At 47.5% G+C, this 19,752-nt stretch carries 19 protein-coding genes and 3 pseudogenes; 9 read left to right on the top strand and 13 right to left on the bottom strand.

Going from position 1 to position 19,752, the window contains the following annotated elements:
- Window positions 1-397: restriction endonuclease (locus tag CMR00_11660; GenBank protein ID PIO47218.1), on the bottom strand; the 397-nt coding region annotated here is incomplete at its 3' end.
- Window positions 369-1,053 (bottom strand): annotated as a pseudogene (locus CMR00_11655) (restriction endonuclease subunit M). The gene CMR00_11660 and the pseudogene CMR00_11655, both read right to left, overlap by 29 nt.
- Window positions 1,054-1,680: 627 nt before the next feature.
- Between CMR00_11655 and CMR00_11650 the strand changes: the two are divergent.
- A pseudogene (locus CMR00_11650) lies at window positions 1,681-2,966 on the top strand (aminoacetone oxidase family FAD-binding enzyme).
- A gap of 4 nt (window positions 2,967-2,970) precedes the next feature.
- Here CMR00_11650 and CMR00_11645 read toward each other — a convergent pair.
- From CMR00_11645 to CMR00_11600, 10 genes are all read right to left on the bottom strand, one after another.
- Window positions 2,971-3,750: a hypothetical protein gene (locus CMR00_11645; protein ID PIO47217.1), complete on the bottom strand. Its 780-nt coding sequence runs from the start codon at window positions 3,748-3,750 to the stop codon at window positions 2,971-2,973.
- A gap of 137 nt (window positions 3,751-3,887) precedes the next feature.
- Window positions 3,888-5,399: an amine oxidase gene (locus tag CMR00_11640; GenBank protein PIO47216.1), complete on the bottom strand. Its 1,512-nt coding sequence runs from the start codon at window positions 5,397-5,399 to the stop codon at window positions 3,888-3,890.
- Between the two features lie 77 nt (window positions 5,400-5,476).
- The gene (locus CMR00_11635) at window positions 5,477-5,725 is read right to left on the bottom strand and encodes a hypothetical protein (GenBank protein ID PIO47215.1); all 249 of its coding nucleotides are present in this window, start codon (window positions 5,723-5,725) and stop codon (window positions 5,477-5,479) included.
- A complete protein-coding gene (locus CMR00_11630) occupies window positions 5,706-6,119 on the bottom strand; it encodes a hypothetical protein (GenBank protein PIO47214.1) in 414 nt (137 codons plus the stop codon). Before CMR00_11630 ends, CMR00_11635 begins: the two co-directional genes overlap by 20 nt.
- The gene (locus CMR00_11625) at window positions 6,041-6,997 is read right to left on the bottom strand and encodes a hypothetical protein (protein ID PIO47213.1); all 957 of its coding nucleotides are present in this window, start codon (window positions 6,995-6,997) and stop codon (window positions 6,041-6,043) included. Before CMR00_11625 ends, CMR00_11630 begins: the two co-directional genes overlap by 79 nt.
- 134 nt (window positions 6,998-7,131) lie before the next feature.
- Entirely contained in the window at window positions 7,132-7,893 is a 762-nt protein-coding gene (gene recO / locus CMR00_11620; GenBank protein PIO47212.1) for a DNA repair protein RecO, read from the bottom strand.
- Between the two features lie 70 nt (window positions 7,894-7,963).
- On the bottom strand, window positions 7,964-8,452 hold the full coding sequence (locus CMR00_11615) for a hypothetical protein (GenBank protein PIO47211.1): 489 nt from the start codon (window positions 8,450-8,452) through the stop codon (window positions 7,964-7,966).
- On the bottom strand, window positions 8,433-10,139 hold the full coding sequence (locus tag CMR00_11610) for a hypothetical protein (protein ID PIO47210.1): 1,707 nt from the start codon (window positions 10,137-10,139) through the stop codon (window positions 8,433-8,435). Before CMR00_11610 ends, CMR00_11615 begins: the two co-directional genes overlap by 20 nt.
- A gap of 93 nt (window positions 10,140-10,232) precedes the next feature.
- A complete protein-coding gene (locus tag CMR00_11605; protein PIO47209.1) occupies window positions 10,233-11,213 on the bottom strand; it encodes a hypothetical protein in 981 nt (326 codons plus the stop codon).
- The gene (locus CMR00_11600; GenBank protein PIO47208.1) at window positions 11,210-11,398 is read right to left on the bottom strand and encodes a hypothetical protein; all 189 of its coding nucleotides are present in this window, start codon (window positions 11,396-11,398) and stop codon (window positions 11,210-11,212) included. Before CMR00_11600 ends, CMR00_11605 begins: the two co-directional genes overlap by 4 nt.
- Window positions 11,399-11,459: 61 nt before the next feature.
- On the opposite strand from CMR00_11600, the gene CMR00_11595 reads away from it, so the two are divergent.
- From CMR00_11595 to CMR00_11580, 4 genes are all read left to right on the top strand, one after another.
- Window positions 11,460-12,023 (top strand): hypothetical protein, encoded by a 564-nt coding sequence (locus CMR00_11595; GenBank protein ID PIO47207.1) that lies wholly within the window; start codon window positions 11,460-11,462, stop codon window positions 12,021-12,023.
- A 1-nt stretch (window position 12,024) separates the two neighbouring features.
- Window positions 12,025-12,663, top strand: a complete 639-nt coding sequence (locus CMR00_11590; GenBank protein PIO47206.1) for a hypothetical protein — start codon at window positions 12,025-12,027, stop codon at window positions 12,661-12,663.
- Window positions 12,664-12,726: 63 nt separating this feature from the next.
- A complete protein-coding gene (locus CMR00_11585; GenBank protein ID PIO47205.1) occupies window positions 12,727-13,350 on the top strand; it encodes a hypothetical protein in 624 nt (207 codons plus the stop codon).
- A gap of 8 nt (window positions 13,351-13,358) precedes the next feature.
- Entirely contained in the window at window positions 13,359-14,891 is a 1,533-nt protein-coding gene (locus CMR00_11580; protein ID PIO47219.1) for a glutamine-hydrolyzing GMP synthase, read from the top strand.
- A 111-nt stretch (window positions 14,892-15,002) separates the two neighbouring features.
- Here the strand turns inward: CMR00_11580 and tsaB are convergent, their stop codons facing one another.
- Entirely contained in the window at window positions 15,003-15,704 is a 702-nt protein-coding gene (gene tsaB / locus CMR00_11575) for a tRNA (adenosine(37)-N6)-threonylcarbamoyltransferase complex dimerization subunit type 1 TsaB (GenBank protein ID PIO47204.1), read from the bottom strand.
- Window positions 15,705-15,924: 220 nt separating this feature from the next.
- Here tsaB and CMR00_11570 point away from each other — a divergent pair.
- From CMR00_11570 to CMR00_11555, 4 genes and pseudogenes are all read left to right on the top strand, one after another.
- Window positions 15,925-17,023: pseudogene (locus CMR00_11570) on the top strand (hypothetical protein).
- 156 nt (window positions 17,024-17,179) lie between these two features.
- Window positions 17,180-18,661 carry a magnesium chelatase gene (locus tag CMR00_11565; protein ID PIO47203.1) on the top strand — a complete coding sequence of 494 codons (1,482 nt, stop codon included), beginning with the start codon at window positions 17,180-17,182 and terminating at the stop codon, window positions 18,659-18,661.
- Between the two features lie 92 nt (window positions 18,662-18,753).
- Entirely contained in the window at window positions 18,754-19,290 is a 537-nt protein-coding gene (locus CMR00_11560) for a hypothetical protein (GenBank protein ID PIO47202.1), read from the top strand.
- The coding region (locus CMR00_11555; protein PIO47201.1) for a dehydrogenase at window positions 19,281-19,752 on the top strand (472 nt) is incomplete at its 3' end. The genes CMR00_11560 and CMR00_11555, both read left to right, overlap by 10 nt.

The raw sequence follows: 19,752 nt of genomic DNA, 5'->3' as shown, positions 1-19,752 counted from the left end.
GGTAGCGGATGTTGCCCTCAGGCGTAGTAAACGCTGTGCAGATGGAGTATTTGCCGTTTGCAGTTTTGGAGCAATAGAGCGTGCGGCGCGCAATTAAGCTGGTCAGTTCCGTAATAGCGATGCCATAGAGTTGCTTTGTCATGATGTGGTTGATGCGTTCCTGCCGGTCGGGAATTAGGCTTTCAAGACCTTGGTTGAGCCGCCTAGCAATCTCGCGCAGGAAGACGCCGGATTTGCAGCAGGGGTCGAGGAAGCGGGCGTTCGGGTCGCGCCAAAGATCCTCCGGTAGCAGGTCTAGCATCTGATTGGCCAGCGCCGGTGGGGTGAAGATTTCATCACTCGACAGGCTTGCCAGGCAGGAGAGCACGTCAGGGTTGTAGTTGACTGTCGTGGTCATGATTGTCGTGTATCTTAGCGATTTCTAGAAAATGCACTAACGGATAGTCTTTGACAGGTTTTGGAATATAGACTTCTTCGCCTTTGTCGGAAAAGAGGGGCAGCTCGCACAGAGAAGCCTGCTGCACCATTTGGTGGAAGGCAAAATCGCGTCGTTTGATAAACACTTCATTGACGAGTGCCCATTCGGAGAAGACAATTGGATGGGGGTTTTTGTCGACGGTTTGCAAAGAGAGTGCGTCGCCGTGAATGATGTTTTGTTGCAGGATATAGCGAGCGCTTTGGCGGCAAGCGTCTTTGGTGTTTTTGCCGAAGAGCTTGGTGTAGCTTTCGTCGAAGGTTTGGTAGAGTCGCTGGCGGCATTCTTTGGCGTTATCTTCTAGGATGTCGATGCCATAGAGTGAGGCAAGTGCGAGCACGGCGTAGCGTTCGTAGTCGTGTTGGTTTTTGGCGTAGCGTTTTTTCGACGGTGCGCAGTTTTCGGTGCAAAATTTCGATGAGGAAGTTACCGGTGCCACAGGCGGGTTCAAGGAAGCGCGAGTCAATGCGTTCGGTTTCGGGTTTGACCAAGTCGAGCATATCTTTTACGAGCCAGTCTGGGGTCAAGACTTCGCCGTAGTCGGCGACGCGCTGTTTAGATTTAATGTGTTTGCTCACCGTTCTTTTAGGGTTTAGTGCAGGAAAGGTATTCATTTTTATGGAGAATCATTAGGGTTGCTGGCATTGGAATCTCTTTTAGAATGAATTGTAGTGAATCGCCTTGGTATAGTTTATGGATGCTTAACATACTTTGCAAGTTTTTGTGATTGTATTGCCTGCGCTGTATCCAACAACATTTTCATAGCGGCATGGCAGAGGCACGGCACGCTGCTCTTACAAAACTTAACATCCTTTGCAGTTTTTTCTTGCCTGCATTGGTGGGCACTTCACTGTTCCGTGGTGATGCACGGTTTGGATTGGATGTGTTGCATCATTTGTCTTCTTGTTTCTTTTTGCGCTCCTGTGTGCGCATGCAGTCTGTCATTTCTATCATACGCCATTGCGTGTCTGTGTTTTGTTTTTGCTGACGCTACGGCTTGTTGATGTGTGTTGGTCTATGTGTTCCGTTTAGTTTTTGCGATGCTGTTGCAGGTTACGGTTTTGCTCAGGTGTTCATGCCTTGGTGGGTTGTTTTGATTACAGCTTTGCAATTTGCTAAAAAAGATTTTGGCTCTTCAAGTTCTTTGCTGTGCGCGGCATATTTTTGCGAGAGTGTAAATTTGTGTCTAAAGCAATTTTTATAGGATGCAGACGCTATCAGCACATATTTTGATTATAGGGGGTGGCGCAGCGGGGATGTGTGCGGCACTTGGGGCGCGTCAGCATTTGCGACAAAGCGGGATACCGGATGCGGCGGCTCACATTGTGATTTTGGAGCGCAATGCACGCCTTGGGATTAAGATTCGAATTTCGGGGGGTGGCAAGTGCAACATCTCCCATGATGGCGAGATGGAGAGCGTATTGGAAAAAGGTTTTTTGCATCCGAATGAGCGGCGCTTTCTCAAGCCGGCATTTTTCGGTCTTAAAAATCGTGATGTCATTGCGTGGCTTCATCAGCACGGTGTGGAGACCTATACGCGTCCGAACGGCAGGATTTTTCCTGTCTCTGGCAAAGCCACTGATGTGTTGGAAGTCTTTGAGCGCATGCTCAAGGCGCATCGCATTCATGTCTTTACGAAAGCATGTGCGCTGGATGTAGAGCGTCGGGAGTCGCATTTTTTTGTGCCGCTCGATGATTTGGCGTTTCAAGCGCAGGCGGTGATTGTGGCTACTGGTGGTGTATCGTATTCTAAGACTGGCACGACGGGTGATGGTTTGCGTTTTGCGGAAAAATTAGGTCATCGTATTGTCAAGCCTCGTGCGGCTTTGGCGCCGATTTATTTCAAGCAAGTGCCACCTACTGAACTGGTTGGTGTGTCTTTGCGTGGGGTTGGGCTGATTGCCAAAAGCAGTTTCAACACCGTCACGCGCATTGATGATGTGCTTATTACGCACTTAGGGCTTTCAGGTCCAGCGGCGCTTTCGCTCTCGCGTGAAGTTGCCGAAGCCTTAGAAAAATCTAAGGTTGAGATGCTGATTGATTTTTTTCGCAGTTTTCTTTTGAGGCCTTAGATGCTTTGCTTTTGGGAGAGCAACAGGCGTGCCCGGCGCAGTATGTGCGCACGTTTCTTGAGGAAAAGTTACCGAATGCGATTGTGCCGTTCATTTTAGAGGCGGCTGAGGTTGCGTATGAACAGAAGTGGCACGACTTGAAGCGGGGGCTGCGGCGTAAGCTCATGAGTGTCTTGAAGCAGTTCTGGCTTGGAGAGGTCAAGGAGGTGCCGATTGAGCGCGGTGAAGTATCAGCAGGCGGGGTTGCACTCAGCGACATCAATCCGAAGACAATGGAATCGCGCATTGTGCCGAACTTCTATGTAGTTGGTGAAGCGCTGGATCTGGCTGGTGAAATTGGTGGATTTAATTTGCAAGCTGCCTATTCTACTGGCTGGCTTGCTGGCATATCGGCAGCAGGCAAACTCAAATGGGATTAAGTGCTCAATCGAGAATTTTTGGACCGATGTAAAACGAGATGCCAATCTTAAAGGTTTGCACGCTCAGTGGCGGTTCGCTCTCGAATGGAAAGTGCATTCGGTTTAGGCGCAGGGCATAGAGGGCAAAGTTGAGGGCATTTTTGATAAGAAAGTGCGCCACGGGCAAAAGTTGCGGCCCTGCGCCAAAGACTGCATCGATAAAATAGCCGGCTCCGATTTGCAATCCCCACTGCAAGATGTGACTGCCAATAAATTGCCAAGGCATAAATCTCGGAAAAAGCAGCATCCAATCGTAGCTAAAGTTGATGGCAAATGTGGAAGCAGCTTGAACATCCACTCCGGCGGCGGTTAGTGTCCCGAAATGCAGCGCGCTAAAGCGCTCGGCGCGACTGGCGCTGTCTGGGTCTTGCGGTAAGCGAGAAAACGCTGGGCGTGCAAGCAGCATCGCACTGTTGATGGTTGGCGTGATTGCCATATTTTCCAAACGGTAGCCGATGCCATCGCGAATGCCGAGCCCGATTCGGAATAAATTCATGCTTACAGTTTTTGCTCCGATACCGGTTTCTGCTGGGGCAGTCAGCACGGTGTAGTAGCTTGCAAACGCATGCGGATGGGCGTAATCGACAAGTGCCTGACTGTGTCTTGAAAAAAGATAGCGTTTGATACCAAACATCGCTTCTAGATGCAGTGTTGAGGCAATCGGTTGCCCAAACCCAGGGAGCGAAGTGTTTGCAAAGCCGTAGCTGGTCTCAAAGGTCATTTGACGCAGCGGGGTATTGACCATAGAGTAAGGCTGCGCAGGGCTATGCTCTGGCAAGATTAGTCTCAGGCTCAGTAAGGTGATGCACATTGTCCAGCGTATCACATGCTCAGCAGAATTTAGGCCAAGGTGCCGGTTCAACACTTTTCGGTGAAGTAGGTTCAGAGGTATTCAAATTTTTTGCCGAACTTTTTGCACAACAGCTGCGCGCACGATACGCCCGAATAGGTTACGGCAATCACACCTTGTCCAGGAAAACAGCTATCGCCTACGGCATAGAGATTTTTTATTGGCGTAGAATTTTGCGGTTTTTGTAAGATAATTTGTCCTTTTTTGAGCAGTGGACCATACGAGCCCAAGTAACGATTGAGATAGCGTTTGTGTGTGAGCGGCGTTGCGATGTATTGCAGTTCAATTGCGGAAGAGAGATTCGGTAAAATCTGCTCAAGGCGCGCAATGAGTTTTTCTGCTTCACGGGCTTTTTGCGCTTCGTAGTCTTCATCTTTTGGATAGCGTTTGCGCCACAGCGCCGCTTCACTAGTGGTGAAGGCATGCACTACATGTTTTCCTTCAGGTGCGCAGGTTCTATCCAACAGCGAGGGTACCGAGAGCCGAATCGTGCCTCCCAGTTTGCGGTAGGCGCGCCAGTCTTCGACAATGATGTGGTGCACATGGAAGCCTTCGGGGAATACGCGTGCATCGACGCCTAAGTGAAGTTGAAACCAACTTGGTGAAATCTCAAACTTGTTTTCGTCGACTTTATAGCGCTCATCTTTAATGAGGGTTCCGAAGGTATCCCAGATGGTGGCATTGCTGACGATGGCGGTAGCATAGTGGATTTCACCATTTTGGAGTCGTACGCCGATAGCTTTACCATTTTTGACGAGAATTTCTTCGACGGGTGTTGCAAAACGCACCTTACCGCCGAATTTTTGAATGCCCTCAACCAAGGCTTTTGCAATAGCGCCCGAACTACCTACTGGATAATTGATGCCGCCATGATGTCGATCGGCAAGACAAATACCAGCATTGACAAACGGCGTGGCACTGGCATCTTGCAGTGCCCATGATTCGCACTCAATATCAATGAAGCGTAAGAGTTCATCATTTTTGATAAAGCGGCGCGCCATCTGTCCCATAGAAAAGAGCGTGTAGTAAGCCAATTGCAGTACTTTCTTAGGATGCTTTAGGGCAAGGCGTGTCAAATGTCCTGCGTCTTCGAGCGATCCAGCTGGAAAGGCACTGATGATACGAAAGACTTTTTCAAGCTCATCATAAAAAGCACGAATGCCTTTTGCTTCCTGCGGGAAGCGTTCTATGAGTTCGGCAAGAAATTTTTCACGCTCGTAATGCGCGGCCACTTCAAAGCCATTGGGCAAGTGATAGTGAATTTGCACGGGGTCGGGCAGGGTTTTGATGCTAACGCCTAAGCGCTCAAAGATGCGTGTGTGCAAGTTGAGCGAGCCACTTTGTTCATTTGTGCCAAAGCCATAGAACATGGAAGCCCCGGCATCGAAGGTGTAGCCTTTTTTGCGAAACATGGAGGCGCTACCGCCTGCCACGGTATGCTGCTCAAAGGTCAAGGTTTGAAAGCCAGCATGTTGCATTAGCGCTGCAACGGTTAAGCCGCCAATGCCGGCTCCTACAACAACAACATCTGCAGACTGCGACATTTGCGATAGAGTTTTTTATCATAAAAGCACTCGAATAAAAAACGGACGCTTTTCTGCAGCGTCCGCTCTAGTGTGCATTATTTTTTGCCCATTTCAATTGCCACAAAGGCGGTTGTTTTATCGCGGCGACGAATTCGCAGCAAGATCGCCTCGCCTTCTTTTGCTTTTGCAAGTGCCTCTTTGAAGTCCTTGACAGAGTTAATTTTTTGCTTGTTGACTTCCAAAATCACATCATCTTTGACAATACCACGCTCACTGGCTTGACCGAAGAGTTCCACGGAAGAGACGCGCACACCGTAGTCGACTTCATAGCGTTTTTTTATCAGCTTCGGTCAGGTCTTTGACTTCCAAGCCAAGTTGCTTTGAGGGCTCGGATTGAGGTTCTTTAGCTGCCAGTTCAGTCTTTTCATCGCGTGCTTTGAGTGTTACGGTAATATCGCGCTCTTTGCCATCGCGCCAGATTTTGAGCACGACTTTATCTCCGGGATGCTTGCGCGCCACATAGGCTTGCAAGTCGTTGGTTTCTTTGACTGGTTTACCATCAATGGCGATAATCACATCCCCTTCTTGAATGCCTGCGGCTTTGGCTGCACCATCAGGCACCAGTGATTGTACCCACGCTCCTTCTGGCTTTGGCAAGTTTAGGGCTTTTGCTGCGGTTGCATCAATGCTTTGAATTTGTACGCCGATGTAACCGCGCAAGACTTTACCAAACTTGATGAGTCTTCAGCGACAGATTTAGCTAAGTTAATTGGCACGGCAAAGCCATAGCCTTGATAGCCGCCACTGCGTGTGGCAATTGCGGTATTGATACCGATGAGTTTGCCTTCGATATTGACAAGTGCGCCGCCCGAATTGCCCGGATTGATTGCCGCATCGGTTTGAATAAAGTTCTCTACGCTGTAGCTTCCTTCAATCACGCGCAGATTGCCCCGTCCAATTGCACTCACGATTCCTGCTGTTACAGTGGAGGTCAGTTGAAAGGGATTTCCGATAGCCAGCACCCACTCGCCAATTTGTACATTGTCGGAGTCGCCGAACGGCATCACTGGTAAATCTTTGGCTTCGATTTTGATGACGGCAATATCCGTTAAGGGGTCGCTGCCGACGAGCTTTGCTCTAAATTCACGCTTGTCGTCGAGCACCACTTTGATAATACCGTTGTTTGTTGCAGGATTGATGACATGATGATTGGTAATGATGTAGCCGTCGGACGTGATGATGACCCCTGAGCCAGAGCCGCGCATCGGGAAGTTTCCTCGTGGCTGTTGTCGGAAAAAGAAGTGAAACATATCGTCGGGGGCGTCACCTTCACCTTCTGGTTTATCGCTCAAGCTACGCGCTGATGCCTCTACATTGATGCTTACGACCGCAGGTTTTGCCACACTTGCCACGTCAATAAACGCCTGATTGATAGCTTTCATCATCTGCATTGACTCTTTCGGCGTGTAGGTTGGATTGCCCAGTGCGACAACGCGTTCCGCCGATTGTTGCGCCGAGACTTTATCGGTCATTTGCAAGCCTGTGATGCCTACCACACCTACGATGATACCAATAAAAATGAGTCCAATTGCAGTCAGAAGTGTGTTTCTATTCATAAGAAAGTCTCCCCGTTAAATCGTGAAGAATTATGGTGAAAATTTGATGCTTTCTCATTGCATTTGGATGCACTTGGACAACTGACAAGCTGCTCTTCTCTACGAATGATGTACTCTGAAAGTTTATGCCATGTCTAACGCGTGAGCGCATTAAAAATTTCCTGACTACGCAGCGGTGGCAGGTTCTCGATATGGAAGCGAAGATAGATGTCGAGAATTTGCGCCACCTCGTCGCCAAGCGCATTTTGAAGATACAGATTTTCCACTGAATTGAGCGGCATCTCGTTAAGGCACTGAATCCAGCGGAAGGCTTGAATTGATATGGGTTTGCCGCTTAGTGCTAAGCGTTCAGCTTCTTTACGCAGCGCCACACCACCACGCTCAGGCAGCAGCACCAGCTCTCGGTTGTCTTCCGCATGCAGCTCTTGCATGATGTTTTTGCCTGAAATAACACACTCGGTAAAACTTGGCTTAAAGCCCAAGAGCGAGACCAGGTGCGTTTGAAAGAAAAAGAAGATATTGATGACGTTCTTCTTTGCCACATCAATTTGACGCAGACTTTCCAGTAAAAGATAGAAAATTTTGGGCTGCGGTTCTTCTTCTTCTGTAACTAAACGCACCAGTTCTAGAATTTGCAGCATCACACGCAGCCGCTCTAAGGATGTGGTGATGCCCAGAAAGGGCGTTTTGAGACTGGCTTCGGAGATATTTTGCACTTCGCGTGTTGTTTTTTTGTAGAGCACCACAGCGATGTGCGAGCCCAGCTCAAAAGCTGAGGCATATTTGCTCTTTGGGCTACGGCAGCCTTTGGCTATCGCCGAGAGCTTACCGAATTCTCTGGTGTAGAGCGTGAGAATTTTTGACTCGTCTCGGTAGTCAATTGAGCGCAGCACGATAGCTTCACATTTTTTTTATCATTTGACTTCACTTCACTTTATGCAGCTTTACCGTTTAAGATTTAGCAGTTTAGAGCTCGTTCGTCCTAATAAGTTGGCTGTGCTCGATGGGCAGTTCAACAAAAAACGTTGCGCCTTTATCCTTACCTTCCGATTCAGCCCAAACTTTGCCGCCATGCAGCTCAACAAGTTGCTTGACGATAGAAAGCCCAAGTCCTGTTGAGCTTTCATTTCCTGTTGGATGTGCCGAAAGGCGTTGAAAGCGTCCGAAGAGTTTTTTCATGTCTTCTTCTGAAAGTCCTTGACCTTCGTCTTGAATGCCAATACACACCACAGGGGCTCTGTTACTTTCCTCTCCCTGATATTTTATCTGGCTTCTTATGATAATGCGCTTGCCTTGTGCAGAGTATTTCATCGCATTGGAGATAAGATTGTCGAGCACTTCATTCATACGTTCCACATCGACTTCAAGCATGCAATCTTGCTTGCAAATCAGTTCCAGTGTTTGCTGTTTGCGCGCTGCATATATACGGTTTTGTTCAATGGCTGACGCAAGCAACTGCGAGAGCGCAATTTTTTTCTTTGTGCAATATCAGTTGCCCTGAATCCAAAGCGGTGGTTTGCAGCAAATCTGTAATCAGTTTGCTCATGCGTTTTGATGATGCAGAAATTGCCGCTGCCATTTGTTTGATGTCGGAATCAGATAGGGCTTTTTCATAAATAAGTTCTGCAAAGCCCATAATAGACTGCAAGGGATTTTTCAGGTCGTGAGCAGCAATGCTGAGCAGTTCTGTCTTAAATGCATTTGCCTTCTGCGCAATATTTTTCTGCTGCTCGACTTGTATGAGTGCATTTGCCAGCTCGACATTTTTCAAGCGTTCAATTTCAGCTTCTCTGATTGAGCTTTCGATAACAAACTGATCTGCCATTTCACGCAATTTCGCTTCAGCTTCCGCTTTCTCTTTTTCTGCGCGCAATGAATTAATGCGATCAGCTAACCCCAGTGAGAGCAAAATCACTTCGAGTGCCGAGCCAATCTGTGTGCCGTAGATTGTAAAAAAGTTTGTCGGCACGAGGCCTAAATTGCGCAATACTGCAAACACGGATGTTACTAGAAAGAGCGTCCATGCCATCAGAAAATATCCTGCTGGTCTGAATCCTTTGCGCAAGCAAAAGACAGCAGCTGGAATCACTATCGGTAGCAACACAAGCGGCACAGCGTAGACCAATCTTATCGCATGTATGTACGGCAGTAGCATCGTCAGCCCCATTGCCACAACACAAAAGAGCGTTAAAGCTATGAGCAGTTTGTCAATGGCAGGCAAGAATCTTTTAAGATCAAGAAAACTTCGCGAAAAGTTTGCTACCCAAAATCCAGAGAAGGCGATGAAAAATGCTGGTGCAAGATTGTTCCACCACACTGCATCCGGCCAGAGGAACTGATAGGCTAAGCCATTCCATGTCAATTGAAATACTCCAAATCCCAGCACATAAAAGACATAGAAAGCATAGCTTTTGTCGCGCAGAGAAATTGCAAGGAAGCTATTATAGAGTACCATCACGAGGAAGATGCCGTAGTATAAGCCTAAAATAAAGACCTCAGCTATTGTTTTGTCTTTAAAGCTCACCGGTGTCCAGATCTTGAGTGGAATAGACATGGAACTTTGGGTTTGCAAGCGTAGGAAATACGTCATCGTATCGATGCAATTCGGCAAAGAAAATACATAGTTGCGGTAAGCAATTTCTCGCTCTGAAAACGCAAGTGCATCCCCAGTGCGTTTGAGCACAAACGTGCCAGTCGATGTTGGCATATAGAGTTCAATATGATCAAACATCGGATAGGCAAACTCTAAATACCAATACGGCACATTCGGGTTCTGACTCACTACACTAAACCTTGCCCAATAGACTGAACTTGTATAGCCGAAATTTGGACTTTCCTCTTGGCTTGCAAAGAACTTACTTGCGTAGCTACCTGACACGACACTATCGATTGTCAATTTCGCCGATTTGTCTTCATATAGCCAGAGATAGCGTCCAATAGGATATTCATCATGCAGACTATCGAGCACGATAAGCGACTGTGCATGCAATGCTGATGTGAGGAAGGTTGATGTGTATATCGCCATACATGCAAAAAACCTGTAGCGCATGAGCCAAGCCTCACTCTTGTTAGTGTTTTTTGGAATATAGTTTTTTGCTACGATTATCATCTTGAACTTATGCTTATCGTTCATTCTTATCATCACCTGCGGTCAGTGTCTTGACGCACAACAGGGAGGGATGCGTAGGGACCATCCCTCCTGCTGGCGTCTTTGGGTTAATGAGGTGTCTTCAGGTTAATCTTCTTCGCCGAACTCATAGGGAATGTCGACTTGCTGCAGGGTTGCACCGGCAATTTTGGAGAATTGCATTTTGCGTGCTTTTGCAACCAGTGCTCGCTTAAAGTTGTCATTGTTGATGCTGCATTGCACGACCTCTGCACTGCGGACGGCACCATCAGGCGCAATAACCAGACGCACCACAGCATTGCCTTTGAGCGCTCTGCCCGCAGCTTGTCGCGCCTCTGTATAGACGCTCTGTATTGCAGCTTGGTAAGAGCGCACGGTGGCAAGAATTTCCTCTTTGCTGCGACCGCCCGTTTGGATTTGCAGGCGCCTATCACTTTCACGAATGGTGAGCGTTCCGCGCTTTGCAATTGTGACACGATTGCCCTCGTTACCACCTAGCTTCTCGTTGTTAAGATCAGACTTCAGAACTTGTGCGCCTTGCAGATAAGCAAGAGGACCTTGATTTGTTGTTAATCCCGATGGCATCAGCGATGTGCCTGACATTTTCATTTCACCGCCCTGCTGGTTGGAAAGCAGTCCACCTTGCGTACCTTCTTGTGGCACAGGGGGTCCTTGATGCCCTTCTGCTAAAAGTCCACTGTTTATCGCGTCACTGAAGGCTGCTGTAATCGTGTTATTGACGCTCTGTTCCACTGCTGCACGTCCTGCTGATGTGCCTGTATTGACAGTGATGATGTCGCTGTTTGGACTGCCCGTCGTTGGTTGTGAGGGTTTATTGTTTTCTGGCGCAGGCGGCGGAGGTGGATCGATGATGTCAATCCAAATCTCTTTTGGTTTATGGGGCAAAGGTTCAATGATGGATGTGCTGATAAAATAACTGCCCAGCGAGAGACACATTAAGATTGCTGCCACAATTAAACCTATGGTCATGCGCTGTTGGTATTCATCACGGCATCGGTAAGCAAACGGTCGTTCGGCATACCAGCGCATTTTTGTTTGCATCTGTGCAAGTTGTGCTACAGTTTTCATAGCGATTGTCCTTTTCGTTTGAATTTTGATTGATTTGAATTGCTGATTCCTGACTTTACTTGAGCGTTGAACTTGTTTGCTCTTGACGATGCAATTATGCGCAAAGGGGTGTCAGCCGTTGTCTTGAGGATGTCAAACGTTCGTAAAAAGCTTGTCAAAAAATTGTCAAAATAGAGACAAGGCAAAGCAGTTGCTCAGAAGGCTGGCAGACTGTATGTTGCGACCATTTTCAAACACATAACGCTGATGGAAAAAGACATTCTTATTGTTTCTGCACAGGCAGGTGGCGGGCACAAAAGCGCCATGTATTCGCTTGGTGAGTCGCTGCGTCGATTCACACCTGAATTAAAGATCGAGTACTTTGAGAGTGCGGTCGAGGATATTGAGCAGGCACATCGTGTTATCTACTCCAAGTTTCAATACCTTTACGATCGTTTCTATGATTTGATGGAGCAGGATTGGCTACGCGGCACCTACTTTTGTTTCACGCAAGGCATGATTGCCAAACTCAAAGCCGAGATGCGTGCGCTTGTTTCGGAGCGCGCTGCACCGCTCATTGTTAGCACACACTTCATGCAGACTTACGCGCTTTTGCAACTCAAAGCCGAACTCCGTTCCGATATTAAAGTCGTCGCCTACATTCCCGATTTTGACGAATCGCTTATTCATGTGCCACGCTACAACGGGCTTCTGCCTGATGCTGTCATTGCACAAAGTCCGCGCTATCTTGCTAAGCTTCGTCGCAGATACAGCTACTCCGAAACGCAAACTGTGCCAGCTGGATATTTGCCTCGCGCTGCGTTTTTGTGATGTGCGTCCGCTTTCACCTGAGACAGCACGCGCCGAACTGCGCCAGCACGATTTGCCCGCCATCTCTCAACTCGATCCTCACCGATTTACAGTCGTCGCAACAGGCGGCGCATACTGGGTAGAGCATCTTTACAAAGCGTTTGAGCACCTGGCTGCACATGCAGAGTTTGATTGGGAGCAGAGTCAAGTGTTGATTGTCTGCGGCAACAATCGTCGTGCCTTTGAGAAGTTCTCGCGTCTTGCAAAGCGCACTGGCAAACGCCTCATTGCTTTACCATTTCTTAATGCCGAGCAAATGGCACTGGTCTTTCGCAGTGCGAGCACAACTGTACTTTCAGGGATTGCACCTGCTACATTCTATGAATTGCTTGAGACCGATGCTGGACCGGTTTCAATCTACCGCATCAATCCAGGTCCAGAGAAATTCAACTTGAGCGTTGTCTGCGAACTTGGGCTTGCTACATATCGTCCAGCGCGCGCAGACCAGCTGTCATTTCTTTCGTTTCTTAGTCGCACTCCCAGTGCTGCAAAAGCCGCAAAAGAAGAATTTTGTCAGAAAGCAAGACACGAGCGCAGCGCCGCACGAGCACGTGCCAAAGCTGTTGCGGAATTTTTGGAAGGCTTACTGGTGCGAGCCTGATATACAGCGCCGTTCGTCTCCGTTTATGTATCTTTGTCTGCCACGAGAATTTTCATCAACACTATGAAGCTACGATCATCTGCTTACCCGATTGCGCTGCTTGCTCTCACACTTTTTTTTGTTCAGGGCTGCTCGGTTTTGCGTCAGGCCGAAGAAGCGCGTGCTTTTTCACGTTGCCGCTTTCGTCTGGCGTCAGTTTCATCGTTACGCCTCGCCGGCATTGATGTGCAGAATGTCGCCTCGCGTAGCCAACTTAGTTTTCCTGATGCTGGACGTTTAGGACTTGCGCTGGCTAATCAATCTCTGCCGCTTACCTTTCGTTTGAATCTTGAAGTGCAAAATCCCAACACCAATACTGCGGCGATGAACAAAATGTCGTGGACGCTGTTCATTGACCAGATCGAGATGCTCTCAGGCATGCTCAATGAACGTGTAGAAATTCCACCGAATGGGTCTTCTCTCGTACCGCTGGATATTTCAGTCGATCTCTTCAAAGCACTTTCTGGACAATCTGTGGAAAACATTGCAAATTTTGCGTTCAATCTTGCAGGTGAAGGCGGCAAGCCTACTCGAATGATGTTGCGTATCAAACCGACGCTGAACATTCTGGGCTCAATGTTTTCTTACCCGGTTGATGTCGGCGTAGAGCTTTCTGCAAGCGGCATTATGCCGACCAACTCATTTTGATTTTCTTAATGAACACCGTCGTTATTTTAGATTTCGGCTCTCAATATACCCAGCTCATTGCGCGGCGCGTGCGAGAGCTTGGCGTCTATTCCGAAATTTTGCCCTACAATGCTCCACTTGAGCGGATTGTTGCGCTTAACCCGAAAGCCTTGATTTTCTCTGGCGGTCCTGCTAGTGTCTATCAAAAATTTGCTCCCCTGCCCGATGCACGCCTCTATGACCTGAACTTGCCTACGCTTGGCATTTGCTATGGACTGCAAGCTATTGCGCGCCACTTTGGCGGCAAAGTTGAAGTTGCTAAAGCACGCGAGTATGGACGCACAAATCTTGTCATCAAGCGCAACGGCACAGAAAGTGCACTCTTCAAAAATGTGCCGAATTCGACGGTCTGGATGAGCCACGGCGATAAAGTTACAGCACTGCCGCCCGGTTTTTCAGTCATCGCAGAAAGTGAGAATTCTGAACTGTGCGCAGTAGAATATCTCGGCAATGGCAAGCGAATTTTTGGGCTGCAATTTCACCCTGAAGTGCATCATACAACATACGGCAAAGAGATTCTTGCCAACTTTCTTTTTGATGTTGCACATCTCACGCCAGATTGGTCACCACAGAGTTTTATTGAGTCAGAAATCGAAAAAATCCGTCTCACGGTTGGCAAAGAACATGCTATATGCGCACTCTCAGGCGGCGTAGATTCTACGGTTGCTGCCACACTGGTCAGTCGCGCAATCGGTAAGCGACTCAAATGTATTTTTGTCGATAACGGCTTGCTGCGCAAAAACGAAGCCAAGGAAGTAAAAGCCACACTCCATGGCTTAGGGCTAAATCTTAAAGTCGTCAAGGCTGCTGACCTTTTTCTTTCGCGCCTCAAACGCATCATTGACCCCGAAAAGAAACGCAAGATTATCGGTAAAACTTTTATTGACGTCTTTGAGTCACAGATTACACGCGAAAAATTTTTGGTTCAAGGCACGCTTTATCCTGATGTTATTGAAAGCGTCAATGTCAGGGGTCCTTCACAGACGATTAAGACGCACCACAATGTTGGCGGTTTGCCGAAGAACATGAAGCTCAAACTCATTGAGCCCTTGCGTGAACTCTTCAAAGATGAAGTGCGTGCCGTTGGCAAACTCTTAGGTGTACCCGCTCAGATTTTGAGCCGTCATCCTTTTCCTGGTCCTGGACTTGCGGTGCGCGTCATTGGTGAAGTCTCGCCCGCACGCTGCGCAATTTTGCGCGAGGCGGATGCGATTTTTATTGAGGAACTTCGCCATGCTGGACTTTACGACAAAGTCTGGCAAGCCTTTGCAGTGCTGCTGCCCATTCAAACTGTGGGTGTGATGGGCGACAACCGCACTTATGAAAATGTTATTGCCCTGCGTGCTGTCAATTCCACAGATGGCATGACTGCAGATTGGTCTGAGTTGCCGCACGACTTTCTTGCTAAGGTTTCAAATCGCATCATCAATGAAGTGCGCGGTGTCAATCGTGTGGTTTATGATATTAGTTCAAAACCACCCGCCACAATTGAATGGGAGTAGTGATGCGTCCTCGGCAAGTTTCTCTGTTGCACCACCCTACTCTGATGCAGTTTGTTATCCTTCGCTAAGTGCATGATGCAGAAAGGTGCATCGCCTTCAGCAAAGGTTGCCTTAGCCGAAGAATTTTCTGGTGCTTTTCTTTGCCTCAAAATTTTTCAAATACATAGGCTCGGCAAAGGCAAGGTCAGCAAACATTTCTTTTTTCACCTTTTCTTTTGCGATTGGCAGCAGTGCTGCCGCTGAAAAATCCAGTTCATGCCAATTTAGACACGTCTCAATTTGAGGTCGCAATTTTTCAGGACTGCGTCCGCACACGACTTCTCCTGCCTCTTTCCGGTATCGCTGTGAAAGCTCATTTATTGTGAGATAACACTTGGGTATTTCGAGCAAGAGATTTTCGCACAAGGCTGTAGGCGCAATTTCGCCCACAAAAAACTCATCGGCTTTCGAGTAGATGACTGGCACCAGTGCCGCTATCGGCTGCACTTCATTGCGGACTTGTCGCTCAGCTGCAAGTGCCATAGCTTCCAATGTGCCTACTGTAACCAGAGGTTTATCCAGAGCAAAGCACAAGCCTTTGGCAGTCGACATTCCTATTCGCAGTGCAGTAAAGGAGCCGGGTCCGTTGGAGAGTGCCACAGCATCAATCTGCAAGAGCGATAGCGACGCTTGCGATAGTGCACTTTCGATGAGCGGTAGGATTTCTTCCGACGTGCGTTGCCAAGCCGAACCAAATTTTATTACCTCTGCATCCCCAACAGAGAGCGCCACGCTCATTGGGGCATGCGATGTCTCAAGAGCAAGAATATTCAACGGTGCAATGGTATTTTTTTGCAAGATTTGGTGCAAAACTAACCTACACGCCGCATTACGAAAAATCCTCGTCCGACGGCTTTGGATTCTATGAGCACACTTCAGTAAGTTTAATGCTTGTCTCGCAAGAATTTTTTGTTATGTTCATGCTGTTCTTCAATTTGTCTTAGAGACATTGCGCAGCAATCTCTCGCAATACACAAAATTCAGACGACTCACGATGGATTACCGATTCAGCAAATGGGATGAGCATCATGCCTCTGGGCAAAGCACGCTTGAGAAAATGCTCAAAATTTTCAATCAACTACTCGTCTATACGAATGGCGATGCCAATCAAGCCCTGCAATGGATGACGGAAATGGACCGGCAATATGGGTTAGGCGATGATGAAATTGGCATGGGAGAATTTATTGAGTGGCTCAAGCGCGAAGGCTATCTGGAAGATGCCGCAGAGCGAGGCGAGTTTCACATCACAGGCAAGACCACTAAGAAAATTCGCGAAGATTCACTTAACGAGATTTTCACGACGCTGCGCAGGCAGAGTATGCTTGGCAATCACAAAATTCCACGCACTGGCAGCTCCGATGAGCGTATGCCTGAGACACGCGCATGGAGATTTGGGGACAACCTGCAAAACCTTGACATAACCTCCACCATCAACAATGCACTCAAACGCAACATTGCCGACATCTCACTCACCGAAGAGGATTTTCGCATCTATGAAACTGAACATCAGACCACTTGTGCCACAGTCTTGATGATTGATATTTCTCATTCTATGATTCTTTACGGTGAAGATCGTATCACACCAGCAAAGAAAGTGGCTATGGCACTTGCCGAACTGATTCTGACACGCTATCCGAAAGATTCGCTCGATGTGATTCTCTTTGGCGATGAAGCTTGGACGGTGGATGTCAAAGACCTTCCTTTTGTGAGCGTTGGACCTTACCACACCAACACCAAAGCCGGGCTTGCACTTGCGCGCCAGATTCTCAAGCGCAAAAAAAATCAGAACAAGCAAATTTTTATGATTACTGATGGTAAGCCATCGGCAATTAACGAGGGCGCAAAGATTTACAAAAATTCTTTTGGTCTCGATCGCAAAATCGTCAACAAAAACGCTCGATGAAGCCGTCATCTGCCGCAAAGATAAAATCACGATTACGACCTTTATGGTCACCAGCGATCCGTATTTGCAAGGCTTTGTGCGCGAGCTAACTGAAGCTAACCAAGGCAGAGCGTATTTTAGTGGTCTTGATAACTTAGGCGAATATCTCTTTATTGACTACATCCGTAATCGGCGCAAAAAACTACGCTAACTATGGACACACTGACACGGCTTACAAGCCAGGAACTCTTCACTCTGCTCAATCTGCAAACTTAGCCAGAGCATGCAACCTTGCACAACACAGCTGGCAACTGCATCTTCAAGTATCAGAGAAATTTTGAATAAAACGATAAACTTGTGAAATCCAATGCGCGACATCACGAAAATCAAGACACTTGGCGAACTCAAACGTTCGGGCTACCGTACACGCTCCGTTAAAGACGAAATGCGCGAGAATCTTATCGCCAAAACCAAGGCTGGAGAAAATCCTTTTCCGGGTATCATCGGCTATGAACGCACAGTCTTGCCACAACTTCAAAATGCCATTCTCTCTAAGCACGATATCATTCTGCTTGGCTTGCGCGGACAGGCGAAAACAAAGATGATTCGCTTAATGGTTAATTTGCTCGACGAGTATATTCCTATCATCAAAGGCTCTGAAATTAATGATGACCCGTTCAAGCCACTTTCCAAATATGCCCGTGAGCGCATCTTGCACGAAGGTGATGATACTGAAATTGCTTGGGTGCACCGCTCCGAGCGCTACGCTGAAAAATTAGCTACACCCGATGTTACCATCGCTGACCTCATTGGGGATATTGACCCCATCAAAGCAGCCTCGCAAAAGCTAACCTATGCGGACGAAAACGTCATTCACTTCGGGTTGATTCCACGCAGCAACCGTGGCATTTTTGCTATCAACGAGCTACCTGACTTGCAACCGCGCATTCAAGTCGGTTTGCTCAACATCATGCAAGAAAAAGACATTCAAATTCGCGGTTTCCAAGTGCGCATCCCGCTCGATATTTTTATCATCTACTCTGCTAACCCAGAAGACTATACCAACCGCGGCAATATCATCACGCCCCTCAAAGACCGCATTGACTCGCAAATCATTACACACTATCCAAAGACGATTGAAATCGGTATCAAAATTACCGAGCAAGAAGCATGGATAAATCGTAATTCGGAAGTCAAGGTTAGCGTGCCGTATTACTTCAAAGAAATCATAGAACATATTGCTTTTGAAGCGCGTCGCAGCGAGTATGTCGATCAAAAGTCTGGGGTTTCAGCGCGTCTGACAATTAGCGCAATGGAAAATTTGGTCAGTAGCGCCGAGCGACGTGCTATGCTCAACGATGAATCGGATGTCTTGGTGCGCATCTCCGACCTCTTTCTCGTTGTACCAGCTATCACTGGCAAAATTGAACTGGTCTATGAAGGCGAGCAGGAAGGCGCAATCAATGTAGCTAAACTGCTTGTTGGAAAAGCCATCAATCAAGTCTTCAAAAAGTACTGTCCTGACCCCAATAAGAAAGTTCAAGGTCAATCGCCTTATGCGACCATCACCAATTGGTTCTCACAAGGCAATCAGGTCGATATTTTTGATGATATGAAGTTTGAAGATTACTTCAAGGCGCTCGACAAAGTCAAAGGTCTGCGCGAAGTTGCAGAAAAAACGATGCAACCCAAGAGTAAAGCGGAGCTTGCAAGTGCTATGGAATTTATTTTGGAGGGCTTGCATCAAAACTCTATGGTCGGCAAAGATGAGTTAGAATCCGTGCGCACTTACAACGACATGATTGGTAAGATTATGAGCAGCGTGGGCGGGAGCAAGTATGAGCGTTAATTATACTGGCGACGGCGCGCATCTCTGAGCGACGCTGACATGGCACATGCATACAAGATTTCTCTAACTTAATTTTGTAAATACAGTCGAGGATGCAAAAAGTCAAAGTCGGCGTTATCGGCTTAGGAAATATCTCACAAGTTGCGCATTTACCTATTCTTTCAAAACTTGATGGTGCAGACCTTGTTGCCGTCTGCGATATCGAGCAGGCAAAAGCTAAGTTGGTCGGTGAGCGCTACAAAGTCAAGCATGTCTTTCAGCACTATGAAGATATGCTGGCAATGCCTGAGCTTGATGCGGTGATTATTGCCACGCCAACCAATACGCACAAAGCCATCACGATTGCTGCTGCTAAAGCAGGCAAACATTGCCTTGTTGAAAAACCTCTTGCACGCACAGCAAAAGAAGCCAAAGAAATTCTCGATGCCGTTACACCCACAAGTGTTAAAGTCATGGTTGGCATGAATCAACGCTTTCGCCCCGACGCCATGGTGATGAAAAGTTTTATTCAAAACGGAGAAATTGGCGAGGTGTTCTTCGTTAAAGCTGGCTGGCTAAAAAAAATCCTGTCGACCGGCAATGGAAGGTTCAAAAAAGTGTCTCCGGCGGCGGCGTCATTTTGGATTTAGGCATCATGGTACTCGACCTTGCTCTATGGCTACTGAATTTCCCTAAACCTAAAAGCGTCTCAGCTGTCAATTTCGAAAAGCATGCGCATGACCAAGATTCAACCAATGTCGAAGACTTTTCATCGGTTTTAGTACGGCTGAAAAATGGACAAGCGATTTCTATAGAGACGGGCTGGAATTTTGAAGTCGATCAAGACTTGCTCTTTTGCAATGTCTATGGTCAAGATGGCTTTGCACGTGTCTATCCACTGAAGTTTCACAAGAAAATTCACAACAACTTGGTGAATGTTACACCCCAGCGCATTGGTTCGCTCGAGGATATTTACAAGCGTTCGTATCAAAACGAACTCAAACATTTCATTGGCGCCGTGCAAGGACTGTTTCCTATTACATCAACTGCCGCAGAAGCTGTCGATCGCATGCATATTATTGATGCAATCTACAAGTCTGCAAAGCAAAAAA

The sequence above is a fragment of the [Chlorobium] sp. 445 genome (genome assembly GCA_002763895.1).
Lineage (GTDB): Bacteria > Bacteroidota > Chlorobiia > Chlorobiales > Thermochlorobacteraceae > Thermochlorobacter.
The sequence above is the reverse complement of the archived record's forward strand: the minus strand, read 5'-3'. Positions and strand labels throughout refer to the sequence as shown.

What these genes read in the sequence shown, in the direction of transcription:
- CMR00_11640 (PIO47216.1), bottom strand. Translation starts at nt 5,399, where the DNA reads ATGTCGCAGTCTGCAGATGTTGTTGTTGTAGGAGCCGGCATTGGCGGC.
- CMR00_11580 (PIO47219.1), top strand. Translation starts at nt 13,359, where the DNA reads ATGAACACCGTCGTTATTTTAGATTTCGGCTCTCAATATACCCAGCTC.
- CMR00_11585 (PIO47205.1), top strand. Translation starts at nt 12,727, where the DNA reads ATGAAGCTACGATCATCTGCTTACCCGATTGCGCTGCTTGCTCTCACA.
- CMR00_11645 (PIO47217.1), bottom strand. Translation starts at nt 3,750, where the DNA reads ATGGTCAATACCCCGCTGCGTCAAATGACCTTTGAGACCAGCTACGGC.
- CMR00_11560 (PIO47202.1), top strand. Translation starts at nt 18,754, where the DNA reads ATGCAAAAAGTCAAAGTCGGCGTTATCGGCTTAGGAAATATCTCACAA.
- CMR00_11625 (PIO47213.1), bottom strand. Translation starts at nt 6,997, where the DNA reads ATGAATAGAAACACACTTCTGACTGCAATTGGACTCATTTTTATTGGT.
- CMR00_11595 (PIO47207.1), top strand. Translation starts at nt 11,460, where the DNA reads ATGGAAAAAGACATTCTTATTGTTTCTGCACAGGCAGGTGGCGGGCAC.
- CMR00_11565 (PIO47203.1), top strand. Translation starts at nt 17,180, where the DNA reads ATGCGCGACATCACGAAAATCAAGACACTTGGCGAACTCAAACGTTCG.
- CMR00_11605 (PIO47209.1), bottom strand. Translation starts at nt 11,213, where the DNA reads ATGAAAACTGTAGCACAACTTGCACAGATGCAAACAAAAATGCGCTGG.
- CMR00_11610 (PIO47210.1), bottom strand. Translation starts at nt 10,139, where the DNA reads ATGATAAGAATGAACGATAAGCATAAGTTCAAGATGATAATCGTAGCA.